28 protein-coding genes are annotated in these 21,885 nt (G+C 64.5%); 24 read left to right on the forward strand and 4 right to left on the reverse strand.

Translation table 11 applies throughout. The annotated features are described in order from the left end of the window. The first annotated feature begins 62 nt into the window (after positions 1 to 62). From HZB49_RS19485 to HZB49_RS19520, 8 genes are all read left to right on the forward strand, one after another. Entirely contained in the window at positions 63 to 932 is an 870-nt protein-coding gene (locus HZB49_RS19485; RefSeq protein WP_291614324.1) for a DUF6869 domain-containing protein, read from the forward strand. A 155-nt stretch (positions 933 to 1,087) separates the two neighbouring features. Beyond that, positions 1,088 to 1,279 carry a type II toxin-antitoxin system VapB family antitoxin gene (locus HZB49_RS19490; protein ID WP_291614326.1) on the forward strand — a complete coding sequence of 64 codons (192 nt, stop codon included), beginning with the start codon at positions 1,088 to 1,090 and terminating at the stop codon, positions 1,277 to 1,279. Further along, complete coding sequence (locus HZB49_RS19495; RefSeq protein ID WP_291614328.1) at positions 1,276 to 1,650, forward strand: PIN domain-containing protein; 375 nt, start codon at positions 1,276 to 1,278, stop codon at positions 1,648 to 1,650. Before HZB49_RS19490 ends, HZB49_RS19495 begins: the two co-directional genes overlap by 4 nt. A 4-nt stretch (positions 1,651 to 1,654) precedes the next feature. After that, positions 1,655 to 2,098 (forward strand): tol-pal system-associated acyl-CoA thioesterase, encoded by a 444-nt coding sequence (gene ybgC, locus HZB49_RS19500; RefSeq protein ID WP_291614329.1) that lies wholly within the window; start codon positions 1,655 to 1,657, stop codon positions 2,096 to 2,098. A gap of 64 nt (positions 2,099 to 2,162) precedes the next feature. Beyond that, positions 2,163 to 2,630 (forward strand): nuclear transport factor 2 family protein, encoded by a 468-nt coding sequence (locus HZB49_RS19505; protein ID WP_291614331.1) that lies wholly within the window; start codon positions 2,163 to 2,165, stop codon positions 2,628 to 2,630. A gap of 7 nt (positions 2,631 to 2,637) precedes the next feature. Then, entirely contained in the window at positions 2,638 to 3,204 is a 567-nt protein-coding gene (locus HZB49_RS19510) for a TetR/AcrR family transcriptional regulator (protein ID WP_291614333.1), read from the forward strand. A gap of 75 nt (positions 3,205 to 3,279) precedes the next feature. Then, positions 3,280 to 4,266 (forward strand): SGNH/GDSL hydrolase family protein, encoded by a 987-nt coding sequence (locus tag HZB49_RS19515; protein ID WP_291614335.1) that lies wholly within the window; start codon positions 3,280 to 3,282, stop codon positions 4,264 to 4,266. A 15-nt stretch (positions 4,267 to 4,281) separates the two neighbouring features. Then, positions 4,282 to 4,788 carry a hypothetical protein gene (locus HZB49_RS19520; protein WP_291614338.1) on the forward strand — a complete coding sequence of 169 codons (507 nt, stop codon included), beginning with the start codon at positions 4,282 to 4,284 and terminating at the stop codon, positions 4,786 to 4,788. 167 nt (positions 4,789 to 4,955) lie between these two features. Here HZB49_RS19520 and HZB49_RS19525 read toward each other — a convergent pair whose 3' ends face one another. Continuing rightward, complete coding sequence (locus tag HZB49_RS19525) at positions 4,956 to 5,600, reverse strand: glutathione binding-like protein (protein ID WP_291614340.1); 645 nt, start codon at positions 5,598 to 5,600, stop codon at positions 4,956 to 4,958. A gap of 107 nt (positions 5,601 to 5,707) precedes the next feature. On the opposite strand from HZB49_RS19525, the gene HZB49_RS19530 reads away from it, so the two are divergent. From HZB49_RS19530 to HZB49_RS19545, 4 genes are all read left to right on the forward strand, one after another. After that, positions 5,708 to 6,403: a TetR/AcrR family transcriptional regulator gene (locus HZB49_RS19530; protein WP_291614342.1), complete on the forward strand. Its 696-nt coding sequence runs from the start codon at positions 5,708 to 5,710 to the stop codon at positions 6,401 to 6,403. Between the two features lie 19 nt (positions 6,404 to 6,422). Further along, positions 6,423 to 7,034 carry a hypothetical protein gene (locus tag HZB49_RS19535; RefSeq protein ID WP_291614344.1) on the forward strand — a complete coding sequence of 204 codons (612 nt, stop codon included), beginning with the start codon at positions 6,423 to 6,425 and terminating at the stop codon, positions 7,032 to 7,034. 239 nt (positions 7,035 to 7,273) lie between these two features. Next, complete coding sequence (locus HZB49_RS19540; RefSeq protein WP_291614346.1) at positions 7,274 to 7,765, forward strand: Cache 3/Cache 2 fusion domain-containing protein; 492 nt, start codon at positions 7,274 to 7,276, stop codon at positions 7,763 to 7,765. An 84-nt stretch (positions 7,766 to 7,849) separates the two neighbouring features. Next, a complete protein-coding gene (locus HZB49_RS19545) occupies positions 7,850 to 9,475 on the forward strand; it encodes a HAMP domain-containing methyl-accepting chemotaxis protein (protein WP_365858518.1) in 1,626 nt (541 codons plus the stop codon). A gap of 62 nt (positions 9,476 to 9,537) precedes the next feature. Here HZB49_RS19545 and HZB49_RS19550 read toward each other — a convergent pair whose 3' ends face one another. Continuing rightward, entirely contained in the window at positions 9,538 to 10,503 is a 966-nt protein-coding gene (locus tag HZB49_RS19550; protein WP_291614348.1) for a glyoxylate/hydroxypyruvate reductase A, read from the reverse strand. Between the two features lie 90 nt (positions 10,504 to 10,593). Between HZB49_RS19550 and HZB49_RS19555 the strand changes: the two genes are divergently transcribed. The 5 genes from HZB49_RS19555 to HZB49_RS19575 all read left to right on the forward strand — a co-directional run bounded on the left by HZB49_RS19555 (position 10,594) and on the right by HZB49_RS19575 (position 14,005). Next, positions 10,594 to 11,040, forward strand: coding sequence for a hypothetical protein (locus HZB49_RS19555; protein WP_291614349.1), 447 nt, complete (start codon positions 10,594 to 10,596; stop codon positions 11,038 to 11,040). Positions 11,041 to 11,165: 125 nt separating this feature from the next. Further along, positions 11,166 to 11,534 (forward strand): YciI family protein, encoded by a 369-nt coding sequence (locus tag HZB49_RS19560; RefSeq protein ID WP_291614351.1) that lies wholly within the window; start codon positions 11,166 to 11,168, stop codon positions 11,532 to 11,534. Further along, positions 11,531 to 12,808: an RNA polymerase sigma factor gene (locus HZB49_RS19565; RefSeq protein ID WP_291614353.1), complete on the forward strand. Its 1,278-nt coding sequence runs from the start codon at positions 11,531 to 11,533 to the stop codon at positions 12,806 to 12,808. The genes HZB49_RS19560 and HZB49_RS19565 overlap by 4 nt, the downstream gene beginning before the upstream one ends. Positions 12,809 to 12,974: 166 nt before the next feature. Further along, positions 12,975 to 13,511 carry an SRPBCC family protein gene (locus tag HZB49_RS19570; protein WP_291614355.1) on the forward strand — a complete coding sequence of 179 codons (537 nt, stop codon included), beginning with the start codon at positions 12,975 to 12,977 and terminating at the stop codon, positions 13,509 to 13,511. 83 nt (positions 13,512 to 13,594) lie between these two features. Further along, positions 13,595 to 14,005 carry a VOC family protein gene (locus HZB49_RS19575; RefSeq protein ID WP_291614357.1) on the forward strand — a complete coding sequence of 137 codons (411 nt, stop codon included), beginning with the start codon at positions 13,595 to 13,597 and terminating at the stop codon, positions 14,003 to 14,005. A gap of 48 nt (positions 14,006 to 14,053) precedes the next feature. Here HZB49_RS19575 and HZB49_RS19580 read toward each other — a convergent pair whose 3' ends face one another. Both HZB49_RS19580 and HZB49_RS19585 read right to left on the reverse strand, forming a co-directional pair. Further along, a complete protein-coding gene (locus tag HZB49_RS19580; protein ID WP_291614514.1) occupies positions 14,054 to 14,479 on the reverse strand; it encodes a hypothetical protein in 426 nt (141 codons plus the stop codon). A 70-nt stretch (positions 14,480 to 14,549) separates the two neighbouring features. Beyond that, positions 14,550 to 15,338, reverse strand: coding sequence for an SDR family oxidoreductase (locus HZB49_RS19585; RefSeq protein WP_291614359.1), 789 nt, complete (start codon positions 15,336 to 15,338; stop codon positions 14,550 to 14,552). Between the two features lie 265 nt (positions 15,339 to 15,603). On the opposite strand from HZB49_RS19585, the gene HZB49_RS19590 reads away from it, so the two are divergent. From HZB49_RS19590 to HZB49_RS19620, 7 genes are all read left to right on the forward strand, one after another. Further along, entirely contained in the window at positions 15,604 to 16,020 is a 417-nt protein-coding gene (locus tag HZB49_RS19590; protein ID WP_291614361.1) for a YciI family protein, read from the forward strand. A 26-nt stretch (positions 16,021 to 16,046) separates the two neighbouring features. After that, complete coding sequence (locus HZB49_RS19595) at positions 16,047 to 16,409, forward strand: hypothetical protein (RefSeq protein WP_291614363.1); 363 nt, start codon at positions 16,047 to 16,049, stop codon at positions 16,407 to 16,409. Between the two features lie 73 nt (positions 16,410 to 16,482). Continuing rightward, positions 16,483 to 17,211, forward strand: a complete 729-nt coding sequence (locus tag HZB49_RS19600) for a TetR/AcrR family transcriptional regulator (RefSeq protein WP_291614365.1) — start codon at positions 16,483 to 16,485, stop codon at positions 17,209 to 17,211. Positions 17,212 to 17,331: 120 nt separating this feature from the next. Continuing rightward, on the forward strand, positions 17,332 to 17,826 hold the full coding sequence (locus HZB49_RS19605) for a DUF2852 domain-containing protein (RefSeq protein WP_291614515.1): 495 nt from the start codon (positions 17,332 to 17,334) through the stop codon (positions 17,824 to 17,826). A gap of 530 nt (positions 17,827 to 18,356) precedes the next feature. Beyond that, positions 18,357 to 19,109: a serine acetyltransferase gene (locus HZB49_RS19610; RefSeq protein ID WP_291614367.1), complete on the forward strand. Its 753-nt coding sequence runs from the start codon at positions 18,357 to 18,359 to the stop codon at positions 19,107 to 19,109. 44 nt (positions 19,110 to 19,153) lie between these two features. Then, positions 19,154 to 19,366: a hypothetical protein gene (locus HZB49_RS19615; protein ID WP_291614369.1), complete on the forward strand. Its 213-nt coding sequence runs from the start codon at positions 19,154 to 19,156 to the stop codon at positions 19,364 to 19,366. A 466-nt stretch (positions 19,367 to 19,832) separates the two neighbouring features. After that, on the forward strand, positions 19,833 to 21,779 hold the full coding sequence (locus HZB49_RS19620; protein WP_291614371.1) for a diguanylate cyclase: 1,947 nt from the start codon (positions 19,833 to 19,835) through the stop codon (positions 21,777 to 21,779). Positions 21,780 to 21,885: the final 106 nt, after the last annotated feature.

The following is a 21,885-nucleotide window of genomic DNA, read 5'->3' on the forward strand; positions in this document are numbered from 1 at the left end:
CCGCACTAAGTTGACGCCCCGGCCGCATTTCGGCCGGCCGACATCTCACGGGAAGCCGTTTCATGGCGACTACCGAAGACGCCAATGTCCTTGCCGCCGTCACCTCCTTGCCGGAACTTGCCGGCGACGAAGAGGCCAATGCGCTGTTCGACGCGCTTCCGGTCGCGCAACTGGCATCGATGTGGTGCGCGCTGCAGCGCATCAGCCGGCGCGACCAGACCGGCAGCGTCTGGGCGGCAAAGGTCTATTTCGATCATCTGCCGCACGACCAGCCCGATCGCGCGCTCGACCTCGTGCTCGAAGTGCTTGCGACCGAGCGCGACAAGCCGACCGTCATGCAGCTCAACGACAAGCTGATGCTGTCCCTGATGTTTGTCCACGGCACTGAAGTAATCGACCGTATCGAGATGGCGGCGCGCGACAATGCGAAGCTGCGCTGGCTGCTCGGCGGCATCCAGTTCGGCACCGGCAAGCCCTTCGAGCGCCGCGTCGAGGCGATTGCCGATCGCGCCGCATGGGAGCTCGACGACGCCGCGCGGCACCGGCCGCAGCATCCGCTCGATTGCGAGACCATGCCGGTGCCGGCGCTGGCGCGCGCCTGGGTCGAGCAATATTCCAAATCGGACCGCGACCGCGACGACAATTTCTTCGCGCTGATGGATTTCGAGCGCGACCTGCGCGAGGAAGACCCGGATCGCGCCATCGACCTGATCGTGGAAATCCTGAAGATTGAAACCAATCCCGTGCTACTGTCGATGCTGGCCGCAGGCCCGCTCGAGGACGTCATCAGCATGAAGACGATCGACCGCATCGAGCGCGAGGCCAAAGCGAACAGGCGCTTTCGCGATCTGCTCGGCGGTGTCTGGTACTTTCGCGCGCCCGACGAATTGAAGGCGCGGCTGGATGCGCTGATCGGCGACAATCGCTGGTGACTGTGCGGCGCAGCCTCATGCCCCTCTACGTCGGCAATTCCGAGGAAATCGTGCCGGCAACGCCGGGCGGGGCAGGGGCGCAGGTCGTCCGGGGTGCTCGATTATGCATGGATTTTTGCATCATATGATGCTATATTTGATGCGGAGCCAGACACATGAGAACGACTATTGCGATCGATGACGAGTTATTCGCGAAGGCGCAGGAATTCTCCGGCCTCACCGAGAAGTCGGCCGTCGTCAGGGAGGCGTTGAAGGCATTTGTGGAACGCGAAGCCGCCCGTCGACTTGCGCGCATGGGCGGAACCCAGCCCGACGCCAAGGCGCCACCGCGTCGCCGTCTTAAATGAAAGTGCTGGCTGATACTTCCATCTGGATCGATCATTTTCGCCGGAGCGATGCCAGGTTGGGAGAGTTTCTCGAGCGGGGCGATGTAGTCATGCACCCGTTCGTCATCGGCGAGCTTCTGCTTGGTCATGTGCCCAGGATCGCAGAGATGATCGATGATCTGGGGCGTCTCCCGAAGGCGATTGTTGCCGGTACGGATGAGGTCCTAGAATTCATCGCGCGCCAGAAACTGCCGGGGAAGGGAATCGGGTATGTCGATGCACATTTGCTTGCCGCCGCGGCGTTGACGCCGGAAGCCGGTGTCTGGACGCGAGACAAGCGCCTGCTGGCTGTTGCGCAATCGCTCGCGCTTGACGCCAGATTTCCGGAGTAGGCGTATGCTTCCCCTCGACGGCGTGATCCACGACGGCCGCCACCATATGCAGGTCCGCGTCTACTACGAGGACACCGATTTTTCCGGCATCGTCTATCACGCCAATTATCTCCGCTTCATGGAGCGAGGGCGCACCAACCATCTGCGGCTGATGGGCGCCGAGCAGCATGCCCTGTTCGAACAGGCGCAGGCGGAGACGCCCGGCTTCGCCTTCGTGGTGCGCTCGATGGTGCTCGACTTCCTGCGGCCGGCGCGGATGGACGACGTGCTCGACATCGTCACCTGGCCCGTCGCGGTCAAGGGCGCTTCCATCACGCTGGCGCAGGAGGTGCGCCGCGGCACTGAGCTGCTGGTGAAGGCCGAGGTGCGCGTCGCCTTCATCTGCGACGGCAAGGCGCAGCCGATCCCGAAGGCCCTGCGGGTGCTGATGAAGGCCGACCTGGAATAGCGCGCTTGACAGTCTGTACCGATCGGTACAATCTCCGCGGCATCCGTCGCCTGGAGATCGTTCGATGTCGCGCCCGCCGCTGCCGCCCTTTACCCGCGAGACCGCCGCGCAGAAGGCGCGCATGGCGGAAGACGCCTGGAATTCGCGCGACCCCGAACGGGTGGCGCTGGCCTATACGGAGGACAGCGTGTGGCGCAATCGCGCGGAATTCTTCCGGGGACGCGAGGCGATCAGGGCCTTCCTCACCCGCAAATGGGCGAAGGAGCTCGACTATCGGCTGATCAAGGATCTCTGGGCCTTCGACAACAACCGCATCGCCGTGCGCTTCCAGTACGAGTGGCACGACGCCGGTGGCCGGTGGCACCGTTCCTACGGCAACGAGCAGTGGGAGTTCGACGAGCACGGCCTGATGCGCCGGCGCGAGGCCAGCATCAACGACGTCGAGATTGCCGAAAGCGACCGACGTTTCCGCTGGACCGCACCGGGACCGCGCCCGGCTGACGTTGCCGGCCTGGGCGAGAGCCCGGCCTGACGCTGCAATGGCAAGAGAGGTCGCCGACCGCACCGAGCTTCTGCCGCTGCTGGCGGAGGTGTTTCGCGCGCACGGCTATGAAGGCGCGACGCTGTCCCTGATCGGCGAGGCCACCGGGCTCGGCAAGGGAAGCCTCTATCACTTCTTTCCGGGCGGCAAGCAGCAGATGGCGGCTGAGGTGCTCGGCGAGATCGACAACTGGTTCGAGGTCAACATCTTCGCGCCGTTGCGGTCGTCGGACGATCCTGCGCCCGCCGTCGCGGCGATGATCGCGGCGGTCGACGGCTATTTCCGTTCCGGCCATCGCGTCTGCCTGGTCGGCGTCATCGCGCTCGGGGCCTCGCGCGACATGTTCGCGGTCCAGGTGCATGGCTATTTCAAGCGGTGGGACGACGCATTGTCGCGCCTGCTCGCACGCTCCGGCGTCAATGCGCGCACGGCGCGGCAGCGCTCGGCCGATGCGCTGCTCACCATCCAGGGGGCGCTGGTGCTGGCGCGTGCGCTGGACGATCCCGCAATTTTCAGGCGCGCGCTTGCGGATTTGCCGCCGCGGCTGCTGGCGAAGGCAGGCTGACGTCCGCCAGGCGGGCGCTTGAATGCGGAAGGCCCGCATGGTTTGATCGCGCGCAGATATTTCAGCGTTGTTTCATTGGTTCAGATGCAGGCAGGCGCCAGGGCAGGGCTGCGCGGGTTTCTCGGGTCAGCCGGCGTAACGCTCGGCATCGCCTGCGCGACGCTGCTTGCGCTCGAAGTGTTTCTGCGCGTCTGTGATTTCCGGGAACTGCGCGAGGGCGTGAGCGAACGCTCGCTCGGCTATCGCTACGATGCCGAGCTCGGCTGGGTGCCGGAGCCGAATTCCACCTCGCGCGTCACCAATGCCCGCACCGTCGGCGTCCGGCACAACAGTCTCGGCCTGCGCGATGAGGAGCTTTCCCCCGGCGGCAAGCCGGTCATCATGTTCCTCGGCGATTCCTTCGTCTGGGGGCTGGATGCGGAAGCCGGCGAGCGCTTCACGGAACTGCTCAAGCCGAAACTCCCAGACTACCGGATTCTGGCCGCCGGCGTTTCCGGCTACGGCACCGACCAGGAATATCTGCTGCTTCGCCGCCTGTGGCCGCTGGTGAAGCCCGCGATCGTCGTGCTGGTCTTCTGCTCCGCCAACGACCGGCTCGATAACGGCAGCAACATTCGCTACGAAGGCTATCAGAAGCCGTATTTCGTCATCGGCGCCGACGGCCGGCCGCAGGTGAGGGGGCAGCCGGTGCCGCTCTCCCGCCAGCAATACTTTAAGGACGTTTGGCTGGTGCGCAATCTTTGGCTCGCGCGGATCGTGGCGTCGGTCTATCTGAAGGTCGTGCATCCGGTGCAGTTCGTGCCTGATCCGACCGAGCAACTGGTGGGCTTGCTGCGGGCCTTCGTGGAAGGCAATGGCGCCAAGTTCCTCGTCGCGATCCAGCACAAGGACGACGCTCTCGGCCGCTTTTTGCAGCAGAACGGAATTGCCTTCGTATCGCTCGACGGCGCGGCCGCCTATCCCGGCGACGGCATCGGCGGTCACTGGACGCCGGAAGGTCATGCCTTCGTCAGCGAACGCATCTTCAATCTGCTCGCCGGGAACGGTACCATGGTTCGATAATGGAGGCTGACCGATATGAAAAAGATGTTTTTGATGGCCGCTTTGCTTGCCGGATTTCTCGCCGGATTTCCTGCAACCCCCGCCGGTGCGCAGACCAAGGTCGGAGACTGGACGGTCGAGAAGCGCGCCAAGGACACCCATTGCAACGCGAGCCGCGGCTACAAGGACAAGGAGGACGATAACCGCGACTACGGCATCGTGCTCACCTACTCCACGGACAAGATCGTCATCGTGTTGATCTACGACGGATGGGAGTGGGAGAAGACCGGCGAGGTTCTCAAGGCCGATTTCGCCACCGACAAGGACGACATCATGAAGAAGTCCAAGTGGGAGGTGATGGACAAGATCTCGCTGCGCGGCGTCTTCGAGTTCGATCAGCGGATCATCGACCGGCTGTCCAAGGCAAAGCGGCTGCATGTCGATTTCGAGGAAGATGACGACGACAACAGCATCGAGCTCGAGACCCCCCGCGCCGGCGAGATGCTGGCAGCGCTGAAATTCTGCGAGGAGAACCGGAAGTAGCCGGAGGCAACGTCGCCTTCATTTGTCCGGTGTCGTCCCGGCGAACGCCGGGACCCATAACCACCGCAGCCAGTTGGACAGAGAAGCCGTCTCCGCCTGTGCTTTTTCCGACGGCCGCGGCGTTTGGGTCCCGGATCGCGCTTCGCTTGTCCGGTACGGCAGCTTGCCTACGCCGCCGCCTTGTGGCGCGCCATCTCGGCCTTGTAGAGCTCGAACTCCTCGGCCAGCGCCTTGGCCACCGCCGGGCGCTTCTTCATCCGCTCCAGATAATCCTTCACGGCCGGATATTTGCCGAAGTCGATCATCGGGGTCGCGATGCTCCAGTTCAGGATGGTGGTGAGATAGGCGTCCGCCACGCTGAAATGGTCGAGCAGGAACGCGCGGCCCTTCAGATATTTGTCGAGATAGTCGAGCCGCGAGAGATATTTCTCCAGCGTGTACGCCTTCACCTCGGCCGGCACGTTCTTGCCCAGGAGCGGCGTGAACAGGCCCTTGTGCAGCTCGGTGCCGATGAAGCACAGCCATTGCTGCAGCCTGCTGCGCTCCATGCCCTCTTTGGCGCCGATGCCGGAATCGGCCAGCTGTTCGGCGACATGCTGCAGGATCGCGGCGTTTTCTGTCAGGATCACGCCGTCTTCGGTGCGCACGACAGGCACGAGGCCGAGCGCATTGATGGCGTAGAAGTCGGAATTGTCCTTCAGGACTTTCTTGGTCCTGGGATCGACCTCGATGAAGTTGGCCGTTTGGCCGGCCTCATACAGCGCGATCCTTGTTGCCATCGAGCAGGCTAGCGGCGAGAAATACAGGTCCATGGGTTAACTCCCTCTGGCTTGGACGGTTTCGGACGGGTTGCGGGGATCAAGCTTGATTTATGTACCGTTCCGCATAATTATGCGGACGTCAAGGATTATTTTGCGAGATGGTACAAAAAAGAAGAGAGCCTGCGCCGCATGCCCGGCCGAAGCCTGGGAAAGCCAAGCCGGCGCAACCGCTTGCGACTTCATCCGAGCCGAAGCGGCGCGGCCGCCCGCGCACCTACCGGCCCGAGATTGCGCTGGCGCGCGCGCTCGACGTGTTCTGGAAGGAGGGATTTGCCGGCGCCTCGCTCGACGATCTGTCGGCGGCAACCGGCATGAACCGGCCGAGCCTCTATGGCGCGTTCGGCGACAAGCGCGAGCTCTATATCAAGAGCTATGAGAGTTACCGCGCCCGCGCCCGCGAGCGCATGGGCGAAGCGTTCGCGGCGGAACTGCCGCTGCGGGACATGCTGGAGAAGATCTATTCGATCGCGCTCGACATGTACCTGTCGGGCAAGGACGGCCCGCGCGGCTGCTTCACGGTGATGACGGCGACCTCGGAAGCTGTGTTCGATCCCGCCATTCGCGAATTGGTGATCACGGGTCTCGTCGAAACCGACCGCTTCTTCGCCCGCATCTTCAAGCGCGCGCAGGAGCGCGGCGAACTGCCGGCCTCGAGCGACCCGGTGGTGCTGGCACAACTCGCCTCCGCCACGCTGCACACCATCGCCGTGCGCGCCCGCGCCCGGGTGCCGCGGGTGGAACTCGATGCCATCGTCAAGGGCGCGCTCGACGTGATGTGCGCCAACGCGCGATAGCGCCGCGCTGGCGTTCCCGATGACGGCAGCGTATATTTTCATCATGTTCATGTTCGCACGCAGTTCAGCCGTCGCGGTGGCCTTGTTGGCGCTCTGTATGGGCGGGCGCACGGCCCACGCCCAGGCCGCGCCCGTACAGTATTGGCTGCCGAGTTCGTCCTTCGGTTTCGGCGGCAGCCTCGAAGGTTCCGGCGGCGACACGCAAGGCGTCTCGCGCACCAACTTTCCGAACGGCTGGTTTATCGCCAATACACAAAGCAGCTTCGCCATGAGCGGCTTCAATCGGCTCGGCGCCTTCGGCAATCTCGGCTCGCTGTCCACCGAGGGCGTGCAGTTCGGCTATAATTTCAAGAATGCGCCGGTCTCGATCTACACCGGCTTCGATACGATGAAGTTCAACAGCGGCCCCGGCAGCAGCGCCAGTGGTGCGTTTGCGGCTTTCGACCGGTCCGCTACGGCTCCCGGCGCCTTCAGCGCCAATGCCGGCATCGAATTCCGGCCGACCTCGAACCTGAGCCTCTCGCTCGGCGCCAGCTTCAGCCAGCAATCCCAAGGGCTCGTCGACAGCGACATCAATTCACCGTTGCTGCCCGGCCAGACGCCGCTCGCTATCGGCGGCGTCCGCCGCTGACGCGCCGCCTCGCGGGAGCAGGACCGCCGGGTCGGCGTCGTTAGGACTTCGACAACAGTTTGTCGCGGGATGCGCGACGGCACGCCAGTTCCGCCATTAGCGATTGGTTTACGACAAGCTGCCACACTCCTGCCTGTAATTGGCCGCCTTTCCGAATGGACGGACGATCTTCCGGGTTACCGGGCGATTGTGGGGATGGGCAGGCTGCAATCAACCCAGATTTAGAAAGGCAGATTCCGATGTCGGGGCTCCGGATCACTCGTCGCGATGCCATCCTGTCGACGGTCATTGCAGTTGCGCTTGGAACGCCGGTGTTGGCGTCGGACGGCGCCAAGGTGAAGGTCGCGATGCAATCGCTGAAGGACGACACCGCCAAGCTCGGTTTGGCGAAGCTCGATGGCGAAGCCCTCTATTTCGGCGGCTCGAAAGTCAACGAGGACTACAGCGTTGTCGACGGGGTCAAGGCCAAGCATGGCGGCACCGCCACCCTCTTCGTCAAGAAGGGCAACAACTACATGCGGGTCAGCACCAACGTCATGAAGGAGGGTGCGCGGGCAGTCGGCACCATTCTCGATCCCTCCGGTCCTGCCTATGCAGCGATCAGCCAGGGCAACACCTTCTACGGAATGGTCGACATCCTCGGCAAGATCTATGACACCGGCTACGAGCCGATCAAGTCGGAGAGTGGCGCCATCATCGGCGTCTACTATGTCGGCTACCCGATGGAATGATGCGATAGCGATCAAACCAGCAGATAGGGGTTGATGTCGATGCGATTGGCCAACCTTTCCGTCGGGCAAAAATTGTGGCTGTGCATGGGCACAGCCATTTTTTTCGTTGTCGGCTTTTGTGCCGTTGCCCAGTATGCCCTCTCGTCCACGACCGCCGGGTTCTCGGCGATGATCGACGACGAGTTTGCCGTCATCGGGCACGGCAACTCCGCCAAGATCGCCTTTCTCGAGGCGCGTCGAAACGAGAAGGACGTTCTCTACAACGACGACGAATCGCTGGTGAAGAAGATAGTCGATCATTCGAGCAAGATGATCGTTGAGGCAAAGGCAGCCGATGCCGTCGCGACGCGCCTGGGCGATCCGGAGCTGACCAGGAAATCAGCGGCCCTGGTCAAGGGCGGAGAGGAATATCAGCGGCTCTTCAAGGTCGCCGCAGCAAGCGCTGCCGGACAGGCGCGCATGGTCGCCACCATCCCGATGCGGAAGGTTGCCACGGAAACCGAGAAAGAACTGAACCTGCTGCTGGACGAGGTCGGCAAGCGCATCCTGGCGGTACGCGAGGAAGCCCAGAAGCGCGCCAGGATCATTGAAATCGTCGTGCTGGCGTCCGGCCTGCTCATTGTGGTGCTGGGCTTTATGTCGATCTGGCTGTTGCGTTCGGCCATTGCGAAGCCGCTCGGGGCGCTGCGCGACCGCATGGTCGAGCTTGCCGGGGGAGATCTTCAATCCTCCGTTCCCTTCGGGACGCGCAAGGACGAGATTGGCAAGATGGCGGAAGCCGTGGAGGTTTTCAGGACAAGCCTGATCGAGGCCGATCAGATGCGCGCGCGCCAGCAGGCCGAGCAGGAAGGCCAGCTTGCCCGCGCCGGCAGGATCCAGGCAAGCGTACGCAATTTCGAGAAGGTGGTGGCCGAGGCGCTTGGCGACGTCGCCTCCTACACCGCCGAGCTGGAATCGACCTCGACGTCGATGGCGGACACGGCGAAGGAGGCCAGCGAACGGTCCGGCGCCGTTGCGACCGCGACCGAGCAGGCGACCCGGAACGTCCAGACCGTCTCGTCGGCCGCCGAGGAGCTGTCTTCCTCGATCGCGGAAATCAACAGCCAGGTCGGCAGGTCGGCAACCGCTGCAAGCGAGGGTGCGGCGCAGGCCAACGATACCAACGCGCAGATTATCCAGCTCAAGGAATCGGTGCAGAAGATCGACAGCGTCGCGCACCTGATCAACGAGATTGCAAGCCAGACCAATCTGCTCGCCCTCAACGCGACGATCGAGGCCGCGCGCGCCGGCGAAGCGGGCAGGGGATTTGCGGTGGTTGCGTCGGAGGTCAAGGCCCTCGCCATGCAGACGACGAAGGCGACCGACGAGATCGGCGCGCAGATCCGTGCCATCCACGAACGGACGGATCAGTCGGTCGGATCGATCGGGACGGTTACCGAAACGATCGTCCGCGTCAGCGAGATCGTCTCCACCATTGCCTCCGCCGTCGAACAGCAGGGCGCGGCAACGCGCGAGATCGCCGATTCGTCCAGCCATGCGGCCAGGGGCACTGCCGAGGTGCTGTCGAACATCCAGGGCGTGCGGGAAGCTTCCGAAAGAACGGGCGAAGCCGCGAGCCAGGTGCTGCGTGTGGCCAGGGAACTCGGCCGCAACGGCGAGACGCTCAGGAGCCGCATCGACGAATTCATGAAGGAAGTCAGCGCGGCTTAAGGCGGCCGGACGCTGCCTGCAGCCCCGCAGCGATCGGCACGCAGACGCCACGATTCTGCGATTCAATACCCCCGGCTGCGATCGACCACGTTCTCCAGCGTGCCATCAGCCTCGAATCGCGCGATCTGCCGCGCGACGTATTTCGAAATCTCGTCGGGGTCGGTGTCGGCCGCATTGTGCGGCGTGAGCACGACGTTCGGGTGAGTCCAGAACGGACTGTCCGCCGGCAGCGGCTCGGTCTCGAACACGTCGAGCGAGGCGCCGCCCAGCGTGCCGTCGTCGAGGCACGCCAGGACGTCCGCTTCGTTCTGCAAGCCGCCGCGGCCGGCATTGATCAGCACGGGCGCGCCGAGTGGGCCGCTGCGGCTGAGCCGCGCGAACACATCGCGATTGAGGATGTGCCGCGTGTCCGCGGTGAGCGGCAGCAGGCAGACCAGGATGTCGGTCTGGTGGAGGAACGCATCAAATCCGTCGGCGCCATGAAAGCACGCCATGCCTTCGACCCGCTTCGGCGACCTGCTCCAGCCGGAGACGCGAAAACCGAGCCGCCGCAAAATGTCGGCGGCATTGGTGCCGAGCGTACCGAGCCCCATGATGCCGACCGACATCGCGCTAGCGGCATGCTGGAATTTCGGCGCCCACCGCTTCACCCGCTGCGACTCCCGCAAGTAGGGCTCCTGCCGGTGATGCATCAGCACATGCAGCACGACATATTCGGCCATGCGGTCGGTGAGATCGGCAACCGCCACGCGCACCAGCGGCACGTCGGGCAGCGACCTGTCCGCCATCAGCGCATCGACGCCGGCCCCCAGATTGAAGATCACGCGCAGGTTGGGAAAGCCGGCGAGCTCCCCGGGCTTCGGTTTCCAGACCGCGGCATAGTGCACCTCGGCCGGATCGAAGCCGGACGCAGGAAGCAGCAGCACGCGGCGGTCGCCGCAAACCTCGTCGAACCGGGCCTTCCAGCGCGCCGGCGACCAGTTTTCCGTCCCGCCATGGACGAGGATGGCGAGGGCGCCTTTGGTCATATTTGGGTTCCCCGGAATTGTGTGAGGCTAGTCACATAACGGATCGGGCGGCTGCCCTAGTCTGCTCCCATCAAACAAGGGAGACTTCCCATGCGCAAACTGATCCTGATTTCCGCTCTGCTGCTGGCCTCCGTTTCCGCCCAAGCCGGCGAAACCCGCAGCCTGAGCCTGGCCGGCATTCCCACGGCTACCACCACCGCCGCTGCCAATGGCAGCACCGCCGTTGAGGCGCCGAAGCCGATCGCGCAGGTTTCCGCCCAACTCGCCCAGGCGGCCACGTCCGCCAACGACGCCGCCCCGATCCAGATCCAGGCTCCTGCCGCGGCTCCGGCCCCGGTTCAGGCCCAGGCGCCCGCTGCCACGCCGACGACCACGGCTCCGGCGGCCGCCACGACCACGACGACTGCGACGACGACCGAGACCAAGCCCGCGACCACGGCCACGACCGAGAGCAAGAAGACCGTGAAGAAGGCCCGTCGCGAATCCGATGAAGCCAAGGCCCGCCGCATCGCCGCCCGGTATGGCGTGTACTGGTAAGCCAAACGCAACTCCCGGCGAAGTTCCTCTTCACGAAGCGGAAGAAATTGAAAAATTTCTTCCGCTTCGTTGTCGGCTGCAGGCATATTCCGTCGTCCTTTAGATGAACGGGAGTTGCCTGCCGAATGCTGTACGCCATCCTCTGCTATCATGACGAAGATTTGGTCGGTTCCTGGAGCAAGGAGCACGACGCCGAGGTCATGACGAAGCTCGCCGTCGTGCAGGAGAATCTCGCGAAGCAGGGACGGCTTGGCCCGGTCGCGCGTCTCTTGCCGACCACCGCCGCGACGACGCTGCGCAAGGACGATCCGCCGCTGGTGCTGGACGGGCCCTTTGCCGAGACCAAGGAACAGCTGCTCGGGTTCTACATCGTCGACTGCAAGAACCTCGATGAAGCCCTCGACGTCGCGAAGGATCTCGGCGCGGCCAATCCCGGTGGCGCCTACGAGATCCGCCCGGTCGGCGTGCTCAATCCCGGGAGCATCGAGACGTGACCGACACCGCTTGGATCGACGCCGCGCTCGCCTCGGCGCGCCCCCAGGCGGTCGGCGCGCTGCTGCGCTATTTCCGCAACCTCGACGCGGCGGAGGAGGCCTATCAAAACGCCTGCCTGCGCGCGCTGAAGACCTGGCCGCAGAACGGCCCGCCGCGCGATGCCGCAAGCTGGCTGATCATGGTCGGCCGCAATGCGGGCATCGACGAGGTCAGGCGCCACCGCAAGCAGGAGGCGCTGCCGGAGGACGAGGCGATCTCCGATCTCGACGATGCCGAGGAGAAAATCGCCGAACGGCTCGACGGCTCGCACTACCGCGACGACATTTTGCGGCTGCTCTTCATCTGCTGTCATCCCGATTTGCCGGCAACCCAGCAGATCGCGCTGGCGCTGCGCATCGTCTCCGGCCTTTCGGTGAAGCAGATCGCGCGTGCCTTCCTGGTCAGCGAAGCCGCGATGGAGCAGCGCATCACGCGCGCGAAGGCCCGCGTCGCCGAAGCAAAAGTGCCGTTCGAGACGCCGGGCGCGGCGGAGCGCAGCGAACGCCTCGCCTCCGTCGCCGCCATGATCTACCTGATCTTCAACGAGGGCTATTCGGCGAGCGGCGATACCGCCGAAATTCGTTCGCCGCTTTGCGAGGAGGCGATCCGCCTGTCGCGGTTGTTGCTGCGGCTGTTCCAGAGCGAGCCGGAGATCATGGGCCTCGCCGCGCTGCTCCTGCTGCAGCACGCCCGCGCAGCCTCGCGCTTCGATTCGGACGGCGCCGTGATCCTGCTCGAGGACCAGGACCGCTCGCTGTGGAACAAGGCGCTGATCGCCGAGGGCCTCGCGCTGATCGACAAGGCGATGCGCCATCGCCGCAGCGGTCCCTATCAGGTGCAGGCGGCGATCTCGGCGCTGCATGCGCGCGCCGGAAAGCCCGGGGAGACCGACTGGACCCAGATCGAGCTGCTCTATGGCGCGCTCGAGGTGATGCAGCCGTCGCCGGTCGTGACCCTCAACCGTTCGGTCGCGGTCTCGAAGGTGCGCGGCGCCCAGGCGGCGCTCGACATGATCGAGCCCCTGGCGTCGCGGCTGTCGAACTATTTTCACTATTTCGGCGTGCGCGGCGCCTTCCTGATGCAACTCGGCCGCAACGAAGAGGCCCACACCGCCTTCGACCGCGCCATTGCGCTGGCCAACACGTCCGCGGAGGCCGCCCACATCCGCATGCATCTCGACCGCCTGATGCGCGACAGCCAGGTGCCGGTCAAGGCTGCAAAGGCAACCCAGTAAGCCCTCGTCATGCCCGGGCTTGACCCGGGCATCCACGTCTTTGGGAGAGGGGGACGTGGATGGCCGGGACAAGCCCGGCCATGACGCAGATAAAATTCCAACGCGTGTCGAATCGGCGCCACGTCGTTCGTCGTAGGGGAGTGAGGAGCTATCAATGGAGCCTACCATGTTGAAAATCATTGCCGGCATCGCCATCGTGCTTGTCGTCGCGATTGCCGTCGTCCTCGTTCTCGCCGCCACCAAGCCCGACACCTTCCGCATCGAGCGCAATGCCACCATCAACGCGCCGGCGGAGAAGATCTTTGCCGTGCTCAGCGACTTCCATCAGTGGGGCGGCTGGTCGCCCTGGGAGAAAAAGGATCCCGACATGAAGCGCAGCTTTACCGGCGCCGATCGCGGCAAGGGTGCGGTCTATGGCTGGGAGGGCGACAAGAACGTCGGCACCGGCCGGATGGAAATCCTGGAGGCCAGCACGCCGTCGAAGCTCGTCATCAAGCTCGACTTCCTGAAACCCTTCGAGGCGCACAACACCGCCGAATTCACAATGCTGCCGCAGGGCAATGCCACCAACGTGCACTGGGTGATGCATGGGCCCTCGCCCTTGATGGCCAAGGTGATGCATGTCTTCATCAACATGGACAAGATGGTCGGCAAGGATTTCGAGCAGGGCCTTGCCAACCTGAAGCAGCTCACCGAGAAGTGAGCTTCTCGTGCCCGGTCCGCGGTGCGGCGCTTCGTCAGGGACGCACCGCAGAGCCGGGCCAAGAAGGCAGCCAGGAGTCATCGATGCAGCTCAATCCTTACGTCACCTACAATGGCAATTGCGAAGCGGCGCTGAAATATTACCAGAAGGTGCTGGGCGCGAGGATCGAGGCGATGTTTCCGTTTGGAGAGGGGCCGCCGGAAATGCAGATTCCGCCGGACTACCGGAACAAGATCATGCACGCCAAGGTCACGATCGACGGCGAAGTGCTGATGGCCTCCGATGCGCCGCCCGGCCAGTTCAGGGCGCCGCAGGGTTTTTCGGTCTCGCTGCAGGTCGAGGATCCCGCCGACGCCGAACGCAAGTTCAAGGCGCTTGCCGAAGGCGGCACCGTCACCATGCCGTTCGCCAAGACCTTCTTCTCCAGGGGCTTTGGCATGTGCGTCGACCAGTTCGGCATCCCCTGGATGGTGAACTGCCCGGCGGAGATGTGAGGACTGTGCTCTTCCTTCTCCCACAAGGGGAGAGGGAAGCGAGAGAATCTACCTGCATCTCGGATAGATCGCCGTCAGCTCGCGGCCGCGCAGCAGCAGCATCCGCGAGCCGAGCCCGCCGCGGCGACCGATCCAGTTGCGGATCGGCTCCGGATAGGCCTCGAGCACTGCTTTCGATGCTTCCGGTTCGGCATACATCCGTCCGCGCCGGTCCATCGAGCGCGCGGCGTGGAAGCCGAGCACGGCGCGCCGCGTCACGCAGATGCGATCGGCCGGCACCGTCATCAGCACCAGCGTGCAGGCCGACAGGCACGGCCCGTCGATCACCACGCGCTCGCCGGACTGGCGCACCTTGTCGAACAGCTCGAGGAACGGGCCGACCTGGCCTCCGGGGCTGGAGAGGATGCGCACATCCGCGTGCGCCGAAGCGACGCCCGCAAACAGCGCCAGTGCTGCAATCAGCAGGATTCTCATGGTCGCAACCTGCACGGCCGATGCGATGAAAATTGGGCATCGCGGCGCCGCGCGCAGGAGCGCGATGCCGTCACCCATTGCGTCTCTGCCCGCGCAGCGTCGGCAGGCCGATGCCGGCGGCATCGAAGCCGCCGTCGACCGCGAGGATTTGTCCGGTGATGTAGCTCGAGCGATCGCTGCACAAGAAGAAGATGGCTTCCGCCAGCTCTTCCTCCAGCCCATAGCGGTTGAGCGGGATCGCGTCGTGATAATCGGCGCGGATTTCCGGCGTGTGCACGGCCTTGGCCATCGCGGTCTCGACCGGGCCGGGTGCCACCGCGTTGACGCGGATGCCGAGCGCGGCCAGTTCGACCGCAAGCTGCTTGGTCAGGTGCGCCAGCCCCGCCTTGCTGGTCCCATAGGCCGAGCGCAGCGTCGAGGCACGCACCGCCGAGATCGAGGTGATGTTGACGATCGCGCCGCCGCCCTGCTCGCGCATCAAGGGCACGGCCGCCCTGGTGCACAGGAACGGTCCCGTGAGGTTAACCTCCAGGATCCGGCTCCAGTCGGCGTCCGGCGTCTCCATGATCGGCGCGAACACGGCAATGCCGGCGTTATTGATCAGCGCGTCAAGCCGGCCGAACCGTCTGCTCACGGTCTCCATGGCCGCCGCCACGCCCCTGGCATCGGAGACGTCGCAATGCAGCGCCAGCGTGTTGTCCGGATTGGCAACCGCCGCGACCGCGCCTTGCAACAATTCGCCCTCGATATCCAGCAGCGCCACGCGCCAGCCCTCGGCGAAGAAGCGCTTGGCGGTCGCCAGCCCGATGCCGCGCGCGGCTCCCGTGACGAGGGCGACTTTGGACGTGGAGGCGGTCATTGGGGATTCCCGGATGTGGCGTTGGCAGTGCCGGCGCAAATGCGCCGCGTCTCTCTCTTAAGGCAGGTTGGTTCGGCCGGAAAGCCGGTCCGTGAACATCGTCGAGCCTCGCGTCCACCGTCGCAGTCCTTGCCACCGCAGGGTGTGGATCGCGCACGGCCTTCGAAAAAATTTCACAGGACATGTCGGCGCCGCAGCGCCTGCTTCGTCTTGTTGATGGGGCCGCTGGAACCGGCCGGCCTGCAAAATTCAGATGGAGCAGACCATGCGATTCATGATGTTGATGATCCCGCTCGGCTACGAGACCGCACCGCCCGATGTCCAGCTCGATCCCGAGCGCGTCGCTGCGATGATGCGCTACAACGAGGCGCTGAGGGACGCCGGCGTCCTGATCACGCTCGACGGCCTGCATCCGCCGTCGACGGGCGCGCGCGTCTCCTTTGCCGGCGGCAAGGCGATCGTCACCGACGGTCCCTTCGCAGAATCCAAGGAGGTGCTCGGCGGCTACTGGATGATCGAGGTGAACTCCCGTCAGGAGGCCATCGACTGGGCAAAGCAATGCCCGGCGTCGGACAACGAGATCATCGAAATCCGCCAGGTGCAGGAGATGTCCGATTTTCCGCCCGACGTGCAGCAGGCCGCCGCCGGCTTTGCCGAGCTGCAAAACTGCAGCTCGCGCTGAACACAGCCAAAGCAAGGAGACAGGTCATGAGCACCAACATCTATCTCGCGGTCTTCACCGGCAACGGTGCCTCGCCGCGAATGGCGGCCTGGAACGCGCTTCCCGAGACCGAGCGGCAGGCGAGGGCACAGAAGGGAATAGCGGCCTGGAAGGCGTGGGCCGAGAAGCATCAGGCCGCGATCCTCGACATGGGCGGGCCGCTCGGCAAGACCAAGCAGATCGACGCGGGCGGCGTGCGCGACATCAGCAACCTCCTGAGCGGTTTCACGGTGTTGCGCGCCGATTCCCACGAGGCGGCGGCAAGACTGTTCGAGAACCATCCGCATTTTGCGATCTTCCCCGGGGAAGCCGTGGAGGTGATGCCGGTGCTGCCGATTCCGGCCGGTTAACGTTCGTTAACGAGGCGGTCGTCGTATTCGCCGCTAGTGACCTTTGCGCCCGGCTCATGTAAAAGTCTTTCACATGAGCTGGCGCAAGGACAAGGATCAGCGGCGCGCCGAGCGCGGCTATCACCACGGCAATCTGAAGGAGGCGCTGTTGCAGGCGGCCCTCGACCTGATCGCGCAGAAGGGCGCGGCCGGGTTCACTTTTGCCGACGCCGCACGCATGGCCGGCGTCAGCCCGGCGGCGCCCTACCGGCATTTTCGCGACCGCGACGAGTTGTTGTCGAGCATCGCGCAACGCGGCTTCGAGCAGTTCGAGGCGTTGCTGACGCAAGCCTGGGACGACGGCCGTCCCGACACCGTCACCGCCTTCGAGCGGGTGGGCAAGGCCTATCTGCGCTTCGCCCGCGAGGAGCCGTCGTTCTATTCGGCGATGTTCGAATCGGGCCTGCCCGTCGACGCCAATCCAACGCTTCTGGCTGCATCCGAGCGCGCTTTCGGCATCATCCGCGCCGCGGCCGAGCGTTTGGCGGCGCTGGCGCCGCCCGGCGTGCCGCGGCCGCCGGCGATGATGATGGCGCTGCACATCTGGTCGATGTCGCACGGCGTCGCCTCGCTGTTCGGGCGCGGCGACGCGGCGCGGCGCAAGCTGCCGATGTCGCCGGAAGACCTGCTGGAAGCGGAAGTGCTGATCTATCTGCGCGGCCTCGGCTTCCCGATCGATCGCAGGCCCGGCACGCAGGGCGGCACCAAGCCCGCCGAGCCGCCGCCGGTACCTCCATCCGGACCTTGGGGCCGCCCGAAATAAGGTTCCAAGAAAATCTTGGCGGACGCCTTCGAGCTCCCGCTTGACAATCCCGGCGGTTGGGCTATCTATGTAAATGTTATTTACATTCACAACGGCGTGATGCCGGGATGGAGAAGGGAAATGGCCTACACCGCAGATGTCAATCGCTGGCGCGGCCCGGCCCCCGAGGGGGAAGAACGCTACGACCGCCCGCGCATGCTCGAATCGCCGTGGCATCCGGGCTGGATCGCCGTGACGATCCTCGGCTTCATCATCTGGTGGCCGATCGGACTTGCCCTTCTCTTTTTCACACTCGGGAGCAGAAAAATGGGTTGCTGGAGCCGTCACGATAGCGATCGCTGGGCCAACAAGATGGAGCGGATGCAGTACAAGATGGACCGCATGCGCGGCCGCATGGAGCGCGGCGGCTGGGGATTCGGCCCGCCGACCTCGGGCAACCGCGCCTTCGACGAGTACCGCTCTGAAACTCTGCGCCGTCTCGAGGAGGAGCAGCAGGAGTTCAAGGATTTCCTGGTCCGCCTGCGCCACGCCAAGGACAAGGAAGAGTTCGACGCCTTCATGGCGCAGCACAAGAACCGCCCGACGCCGCCGAACGACCAGCCGCCGCAGAGCTAAGCCTTCAGGCGCAAGCCCCCAAAGTCCTGAACGGCAACGAGCCGCCCGTTTGCTAAAGCAGACGGGCGGTTTGCTATGGGAGTCATTCCGAGGCACGCGAAGCGTGAACCCGGAATCCGGGGATTCCCCGATGCGCGATTGCGCATCTGAGGTCTGGCGGAATGACGGAGCAAAAATGCCCCAAAACGCAAAAGACCGCCGGGTTGAGCCCTGGGCGGTCTTAAGCTGCCCTTTGCAGGGCAGGTGCGATCGTCACGCCCGGGCAATATGGGTCGATTTCTGATTCTCGTCAAGGGCGCCGACATCTCTGTTTCGTCATTCCGGGGCGCGCCGCTTGGCACGAGCCCGGAATCCATAACTACAGGCCGATGTTGTTTCAAAGAAAGCCGTCGACTGACTCTCAAGATTATGGCCGCCTCGGCGTATGGATTCCGGGCTCGCCGCTGCGCGGCGCCCCGGAATGACAGCCGGCGAGGGTTCCGCTTTCGCTTGATCCACCCTACATTCCCGGTGTCATCGGGGAGAGCAACATGGCTTCAGCCGAACAACTCTGGCAATCCGTCCGCGGCGAGGCGGAGGCGATCGCGGGCAGCGATCCCGTGCTCGCCAGTTCGCTCGCCCAATCCATCCTCGATCATCCCGATTTCGGCAGCGCGCTCGCGTTCCAGATCGGCCAGCGGCTCGGCAGCGGGGACGACGACCGCGCCCGGTTTACGCGCGTCGCCCACGAGGCCTTTGCCGCCGCGCCGGAACTCGTCGAGGCCGCAAACCTCGATCTGCAGGGCATCGTCCATCACGATCCCGCGACCACGGCGCTGCTGCCGCCGCTGCTCAATTTCAAGGGCTATGTTGCGCTCGAGGCCTGGCGCGTCTCGAACTGGCTCTGGCAGAGCGGCCGCCGCGACTTCGCGCTCCTGATGCAGAGCGCGTCGTCCGAACGGCTGCAGGTCAGCATCCATCCCTCGGCGTCGATCGGCAGCTCGGTGTTCCTCGATCATGCCACCGGCATCATCATCGGCGCGCTGTCCTGCATCGGCGACGGCGTGACGATCCTGCAGAACGTCACCATCGGCCGGAAGCCGGAAAATCCCGCACGCGCCCCGCGCATCGGCCGCTTCGTGCTGCTCTCTTCCGGCTCGAGCGTGATCGGTGACATCGTCATCGGCGATTTCGCCAGGATCGGCGCGGGCGCCGTGGTCACGCGCGACGTGCCGGCCGGCTGCACTGCAGTCGGCGTGCCGGCGCGGCTGATCAACTGCCCGGAGGACGCGGTTCCGACGTGATGCCATGAGAATGGCCGGCGTTCGCGGCGCGCGTTGACGTTACAATGTTCGCTGGCAAGCCCCGGATCGGCCCGATCTGGATCGCCTGGGGCGGTGAGTCGGAGAATCTCGCCGCCGCACGCCAGCGCCTCGCCATCGTGTTGCCGGCGTGCTTCGTCATGATCTTGCTGCTGCTGTTGAGCGCGATGGGCTCGGCGCGCGACGCGCTGCTGGTGTTCAGCGTGTGCATTCCTTTCGCTACACTTCGCACACGGTGATGCGGGCGCAGTCGGCGCCCGGCTTTCCCTGCGCCCTCAGTCAGAGAGAGGGCCGACGAAGATGCAAAACCCGGGCGAAAACCTGCCGCGGGAACGAGGAGGTGTGTTTCCACACTGACGCTTCCCCTTCTCTCCCTTGCAAGGAGAGAGGGTCATCATCCGCCATTAACCAGCCCCGCCATGCCCTCATTAACCTTTGCACGCGTTAGGGAGCTTGGCGCAAGCCATCGGGACGGATCGCGCAAGCCAGCGATTTCACTTTGATTCCATTCGCCAAAATCTCTGTCTTGCCCGGCACCATCCCTTGTCATCGGCTCCGCCTGCCGCCGCGCCGCCTCCTCACTTAACCAATTCGCAAGCGCCGGGAACTTTAGTCAGGCTGGGGAAATTGGGGCAGGGGATTATTTTGTCAGCGCGGTGGCGCGCCTTGCCCGGGAAAACGGGTTTTATTGAAGGCGTTGCAAACATGGCGTTGAAACTGGGCAACAAGTCGCTGAGCGTTTCGATCAAGAAATCGCTCCTCACCTCGATCTTCCTGCTGCTCGTCATTCTCGGCGGCTTGTCGATCGCGACCAAGATGCGGCTCTCCGCATTGCAGGACACCATCGAGACCGTCGGCCGCGACCGCCTGCCGAAGCTGCGTGCGCTCGGCGAGATCAATCTCGGCATCGCCCGCGTCCGCTCCGCCTCCTACCGCATCGCGCTCACCGCGACGCCGGAGCAGCGCGCCGAAGTCGAGCAATCGTTCCGCCGCCGCGTCGCCGCACTCGACAAGAAGATCGAGGACACCAGGGCGAGCCTCAATCCGGCGTCGCCGCTGAAGCTGATCTTCGACCAGTTCGCCCACAAGTGGACGCAATACGGAAAATATCAGGAGCTCCTGGTCGATCCCGAGGCGCCGAAGGACCAGGTGAAATTTTCCAATCTGGTGAACGTCGAGACCGAGGCGCATTTCCAGGCCGTGGTCGACCTCATCAATGATGGCATCAAGCTCGCCAACCAGGAGGCGGACGCCGCGATCGACGAGGCGATCGCCGAGAGCCACTATTATTCCGCGATCCTGTGGATCGTGAACGCCGTCAGCATCCTGATCGGGCTCGCAACGCTGATCTTCGTGGTGCGCGACGTCTCCACGCCGATTCACCGCATCACCTCCAGCATGGAGCAGATCGCCAGGGGCAATCTCGAGACCGAGATTCCCTATGCCGATCGCGGCAACGAGCTCGGCCTGATGGCCCGGGCGCTCACCGTGTTCAAGAAGAGCCTGGTCGAGAACGAGCGGCTCAACGCGGCGACGCGCACGCTGTCGGAATTGTCCGAATGGCTGCAGTCGGCCAAGTCCGAAGGCGAGCTCTACGGCATGATCTCGTCGGTGCTCGGCCGGCTGATGCCGGAATGCAAGGGCTCGCTCTTCATCTACGCCAATTCACGCGACGTGCTGGAGGTGGCGGCCGAGTGGAACGGCCGCTCGCACACCGCCAGCATCCATCCCGAGGATTGCTGGAGCCTGCGCCGCGGCCACTCCTATGTGCATGGCACCAGCGAAGTCGAATTCCACTGCGACCACGTGCATTCGACCGTCAACGAGAATTACTGCTGCATCCCGATTCTCGCCCATGGCGAGACGGTGGGCCTCTTGCATCTCGAATACACCGCCGACGCATCGGAGACCGCGGAAGAAGCCAAGGCGCGCTTCGCCGACCGCGCGCGGCTGGGATCTGCCTGCGCTGAGCATCTGGCGATTGCGATCGCCAACATGAAACTGAGGGAAGGCCTGCGCGACCAGTCGGTGCGCGACGTGCTGACCGGGCTCAACAACCGCCGCTATCTGCTGGAGACCGCGCGGCGCGAATTGTTGCGCGCGACGCGGCACAAGCATCCCGTCAGCGTCATTACGCTCGATGTCGATCACTTCAAGAAGTTCAACGACAATCACGGCCATGACGCCGGCGACACCGTGCTGCGCCATGTCGGCGAGATCCTGGCCACGCAGTTCGCCGAGGACGCCGTGCCCTGCCGCTTCGGCGGCGAGGAATTCGTCGTCATGCTTCCGAACGTCAACCTGCAGGACGCCGCCGCGCGTGCCGAGGAACTGCGCGCCAAGGTGGAGGCGCTGAACATCCGCTACGCCGAGGGCCATTTGCCGCGCGTCACTATCTCTGCCGGCGTCGCTGTCTTCCCCGAAGCCGGCGCCACGCTGATGGACGTGCTCCGCGTCGCCGACGACGCCCTCTACCGCGCCAAGGATGGTGGCCGCAACAAGGTGGAAGTCTCCGGCCACGCGGCCTGCGACGCCCACGCCCATTGCGACCACGCCGCCGACAAAGCCACAGCCGCACTCCGCGAGGTGCTGGAGAGGGCGAAGCAGGCGGAGGCTGGCGCGAAAGCCGGGAAGAAGAACAAGGCGGCGTGAGCTGACGTCGCCCGGCTTCGCCCTTCGGGCTACGCCGCGGCAGCCTTCATTGCTTCGCTACGATGCGGTGGAGCCTGGCTCGCCGAGCCGTAGCTGCGAAGCAGCG

The sequence above is a fragment of the Bradyrhizobium sp. genome (assembly GCF_016219575.1).
Lineage (GTDB): Bacteria > Pseudomonadota > Alphaproteobacteria > Rhizobiales > Xanthobacteraceae > Bradyrhizobium.

What these genes read in the sequence shown, in the direction of transcription:
- HZB49_RS19610 (WP_291614367.1), top strand. Translation starts at nt 18,357, where the DNA reads ATGGCTTCAGCCGAACAACTCTGGCAATCCGTCCGCGGCGAGGCGGAG.
- HZB49_RS19580 (WP_291614514.1), bottom strand. Translation starts at nt 14,479, where the DNA reads ATGAGAATCCTGCTGATTGCAGCACTGGCGCTGTTTGCGGGCGTCGCT.
- ybgC (WP_291614329.1), top strand. Translation starts at nt 1,655, where the DNA reads ATGCTTCCCCTCGACGGCGTGATCCACGACGGCCGCCACCATATGCAG.
- HZB49_RS19560 (WP_291614351.1), top strand. Translation starts at nt 11,166, where the DNA reads ATGCTGTACGCCATCCTCTGCTATCATGACGAAGATTTGGTCGGTTCC.
- HZB49_RS19520 (WP_291614338.1), top strand. Translation starts at nt 4,282, where the DNA reads ATGAAAAAGATGTTTTTGATGGCCGCTTTGCTTGCCGGATTTCTCGCC.
- HZB49_RS19510 (WP_291614333.1), top strand. Translation starts at nt 2,638, where the DNA reads ATGGCAAGAGAGGTCGCCGACCGCACCGAGCTTCTGCCGCTGCTGGCG.
- HZB49_RS19545 (WP_365858518.1), top strand. Translation starts at nt 7,850, where the DNA reads ATGGGCACAGCCATTTTTTTCGTTGTCGGCTTTTGTGCCGTTGCCCAG.
- HZB49_RS19485 (WP_291614324.1), top strand. Translation starts at nt 63, where the DNA reads ATGGCGACTACCGAAGACGCCAATGTCCTTGCCGCCGTCACCTCCTTG.
- HZB49_RS19495 (WP_291614328.1), top strand. Translation starts at nt 1,276, where the DNA reads ATGAAAGTGCTGGCTGATACTTCCATCTGGATCGATCATTTTCGCCGG.
- HZB49_RS19540 (WP_291614346.1), top strand. Translation starts at nt 7,274, where the DNA reads ATGTCGGGGCTCCGGATCACTCGTCGCGATGCCATCCTGTCGACGGTC.
- HZB49_RS19595 (WP_291614363.1), top strand. Translation starts at nt 16,047, where the DNA reads ATGAGCACCAACATCTATCTCGCGGTCTTCACCGGCAACGGTGCCTCG.
- HZB49_RS19550 (WP_291614348.1), bottom strand. Translation starts at nt 10,503, where the DNA reads ATGACCAAAGGCGCCCTCGCCATCCTCGTCCATGGCGGGACGGAAAAC.
- HZB49_RS19570 (WP_291614355.1), top strand. Translation starts at nt 12,975, where the DNA reads ATGTTGAAAATCATTGCCGGCATCGCCATCGTGCTTGTCGTCGCGATT.
- HZB49_RS19555 (WP_291614349.1), top strand. Translation starts at nt 10,594, where the DNA reads ATGCGCAAACTGATCCTGATTTCCGCTCTGCTGCTGGCCTCCGTTTCC.
- HZB49_RS19505 (WP_291614331.1), top strand. Translation starts at nt 2,163, where the DNA reads ATGTCGCGCCCGCCGCTGCCGCCCTTTACCCGCGAGACCGCCGCGCAG.
- HZB49_RS19605 (WP_291614515.1), top strand. Translation starts at nt 17,332, where the DNA reads ATGGCCTACACCGCAGATGTCAATCGCTGGCGCGGCCCGGCCCCCGAG.
- HZB49_RS19535 (WP_291614344.1), top strand. Translation starts at nt 6,423, where the DNA reads ATGACGGCAGCGTATATTTTCATCATGTTCATGTTCGCACGCAGTTCA.
- HZB49_RS19585 (WP_291614359.1), bottom strand. Translation starts at nt 15,338, where the DNA reads ATGACCGCCTCCACGTCCAAAGTCGCCCTCGTCACGGGAGCCGCGCGC.
- HZB49_RS19575 (WP_291614357.1), top strand. Translation starts at nt 13,595, where the DNA reads ATGCAGCTCAATCCTTACGTCACCTACAATGGCAATTGCGAAGCGGCG.
- HZB49_RS19525 (WP_291614340.1), bottom strand. Translation starts at nt 5,600, where the DNA reads ATGGACCTGTATTTCTCGCCGCTAGCCTGCTCGATGGCAACAAGGATC.
- HZB49_RS19530 (WP_291614342.1), top strand. Translation starts at nt 5,708, where the DNA reads ATGGTACAAAAAAGAAGAGAGCCTGCGCCGCATGCCCGGCCGAAGCCT.
- HZB49_RS19620 (WP_291614371.1), top strand. Translation starts at nt 19,833, where the DNA reads ATGGCGTTGAAACTGGGCAACAAGTCGCTGAGCGTTTCGATCAAGAAA.
- HZB49_RS19590 (WP_291614361.1), top strand. Translation starts at nt 15,604, where the DNA reads ATGCGATTCATGATGTTGATGATCCCGCTCGGCTACGAGACCGCACCG.
- HZB49_RS19490 (WP_291614326.1), top strand. Translation starts at nt 1,088, where the DNA reads ATGAGAACGACTATTGCGATCGATGACGAGTTATTCGCGAAGGCGCAG.
- HZB49_RS19600 (WP_291614365.1), top strand. Translation starts at nt 16,483, where the DNA reads ATGAGCTGGCGCAAGGACAAGGATCAGCGGCGCGCCGAGCGCGGCTAT.
- HZB49_RS19615 (WP_291614369.1), top strand. Translation starts at nt 19,154, where the DNA reads ATGTTCGCTGGCAAGCCCCGGATCGGCCCGATCTGGATCGCCTGGGGC.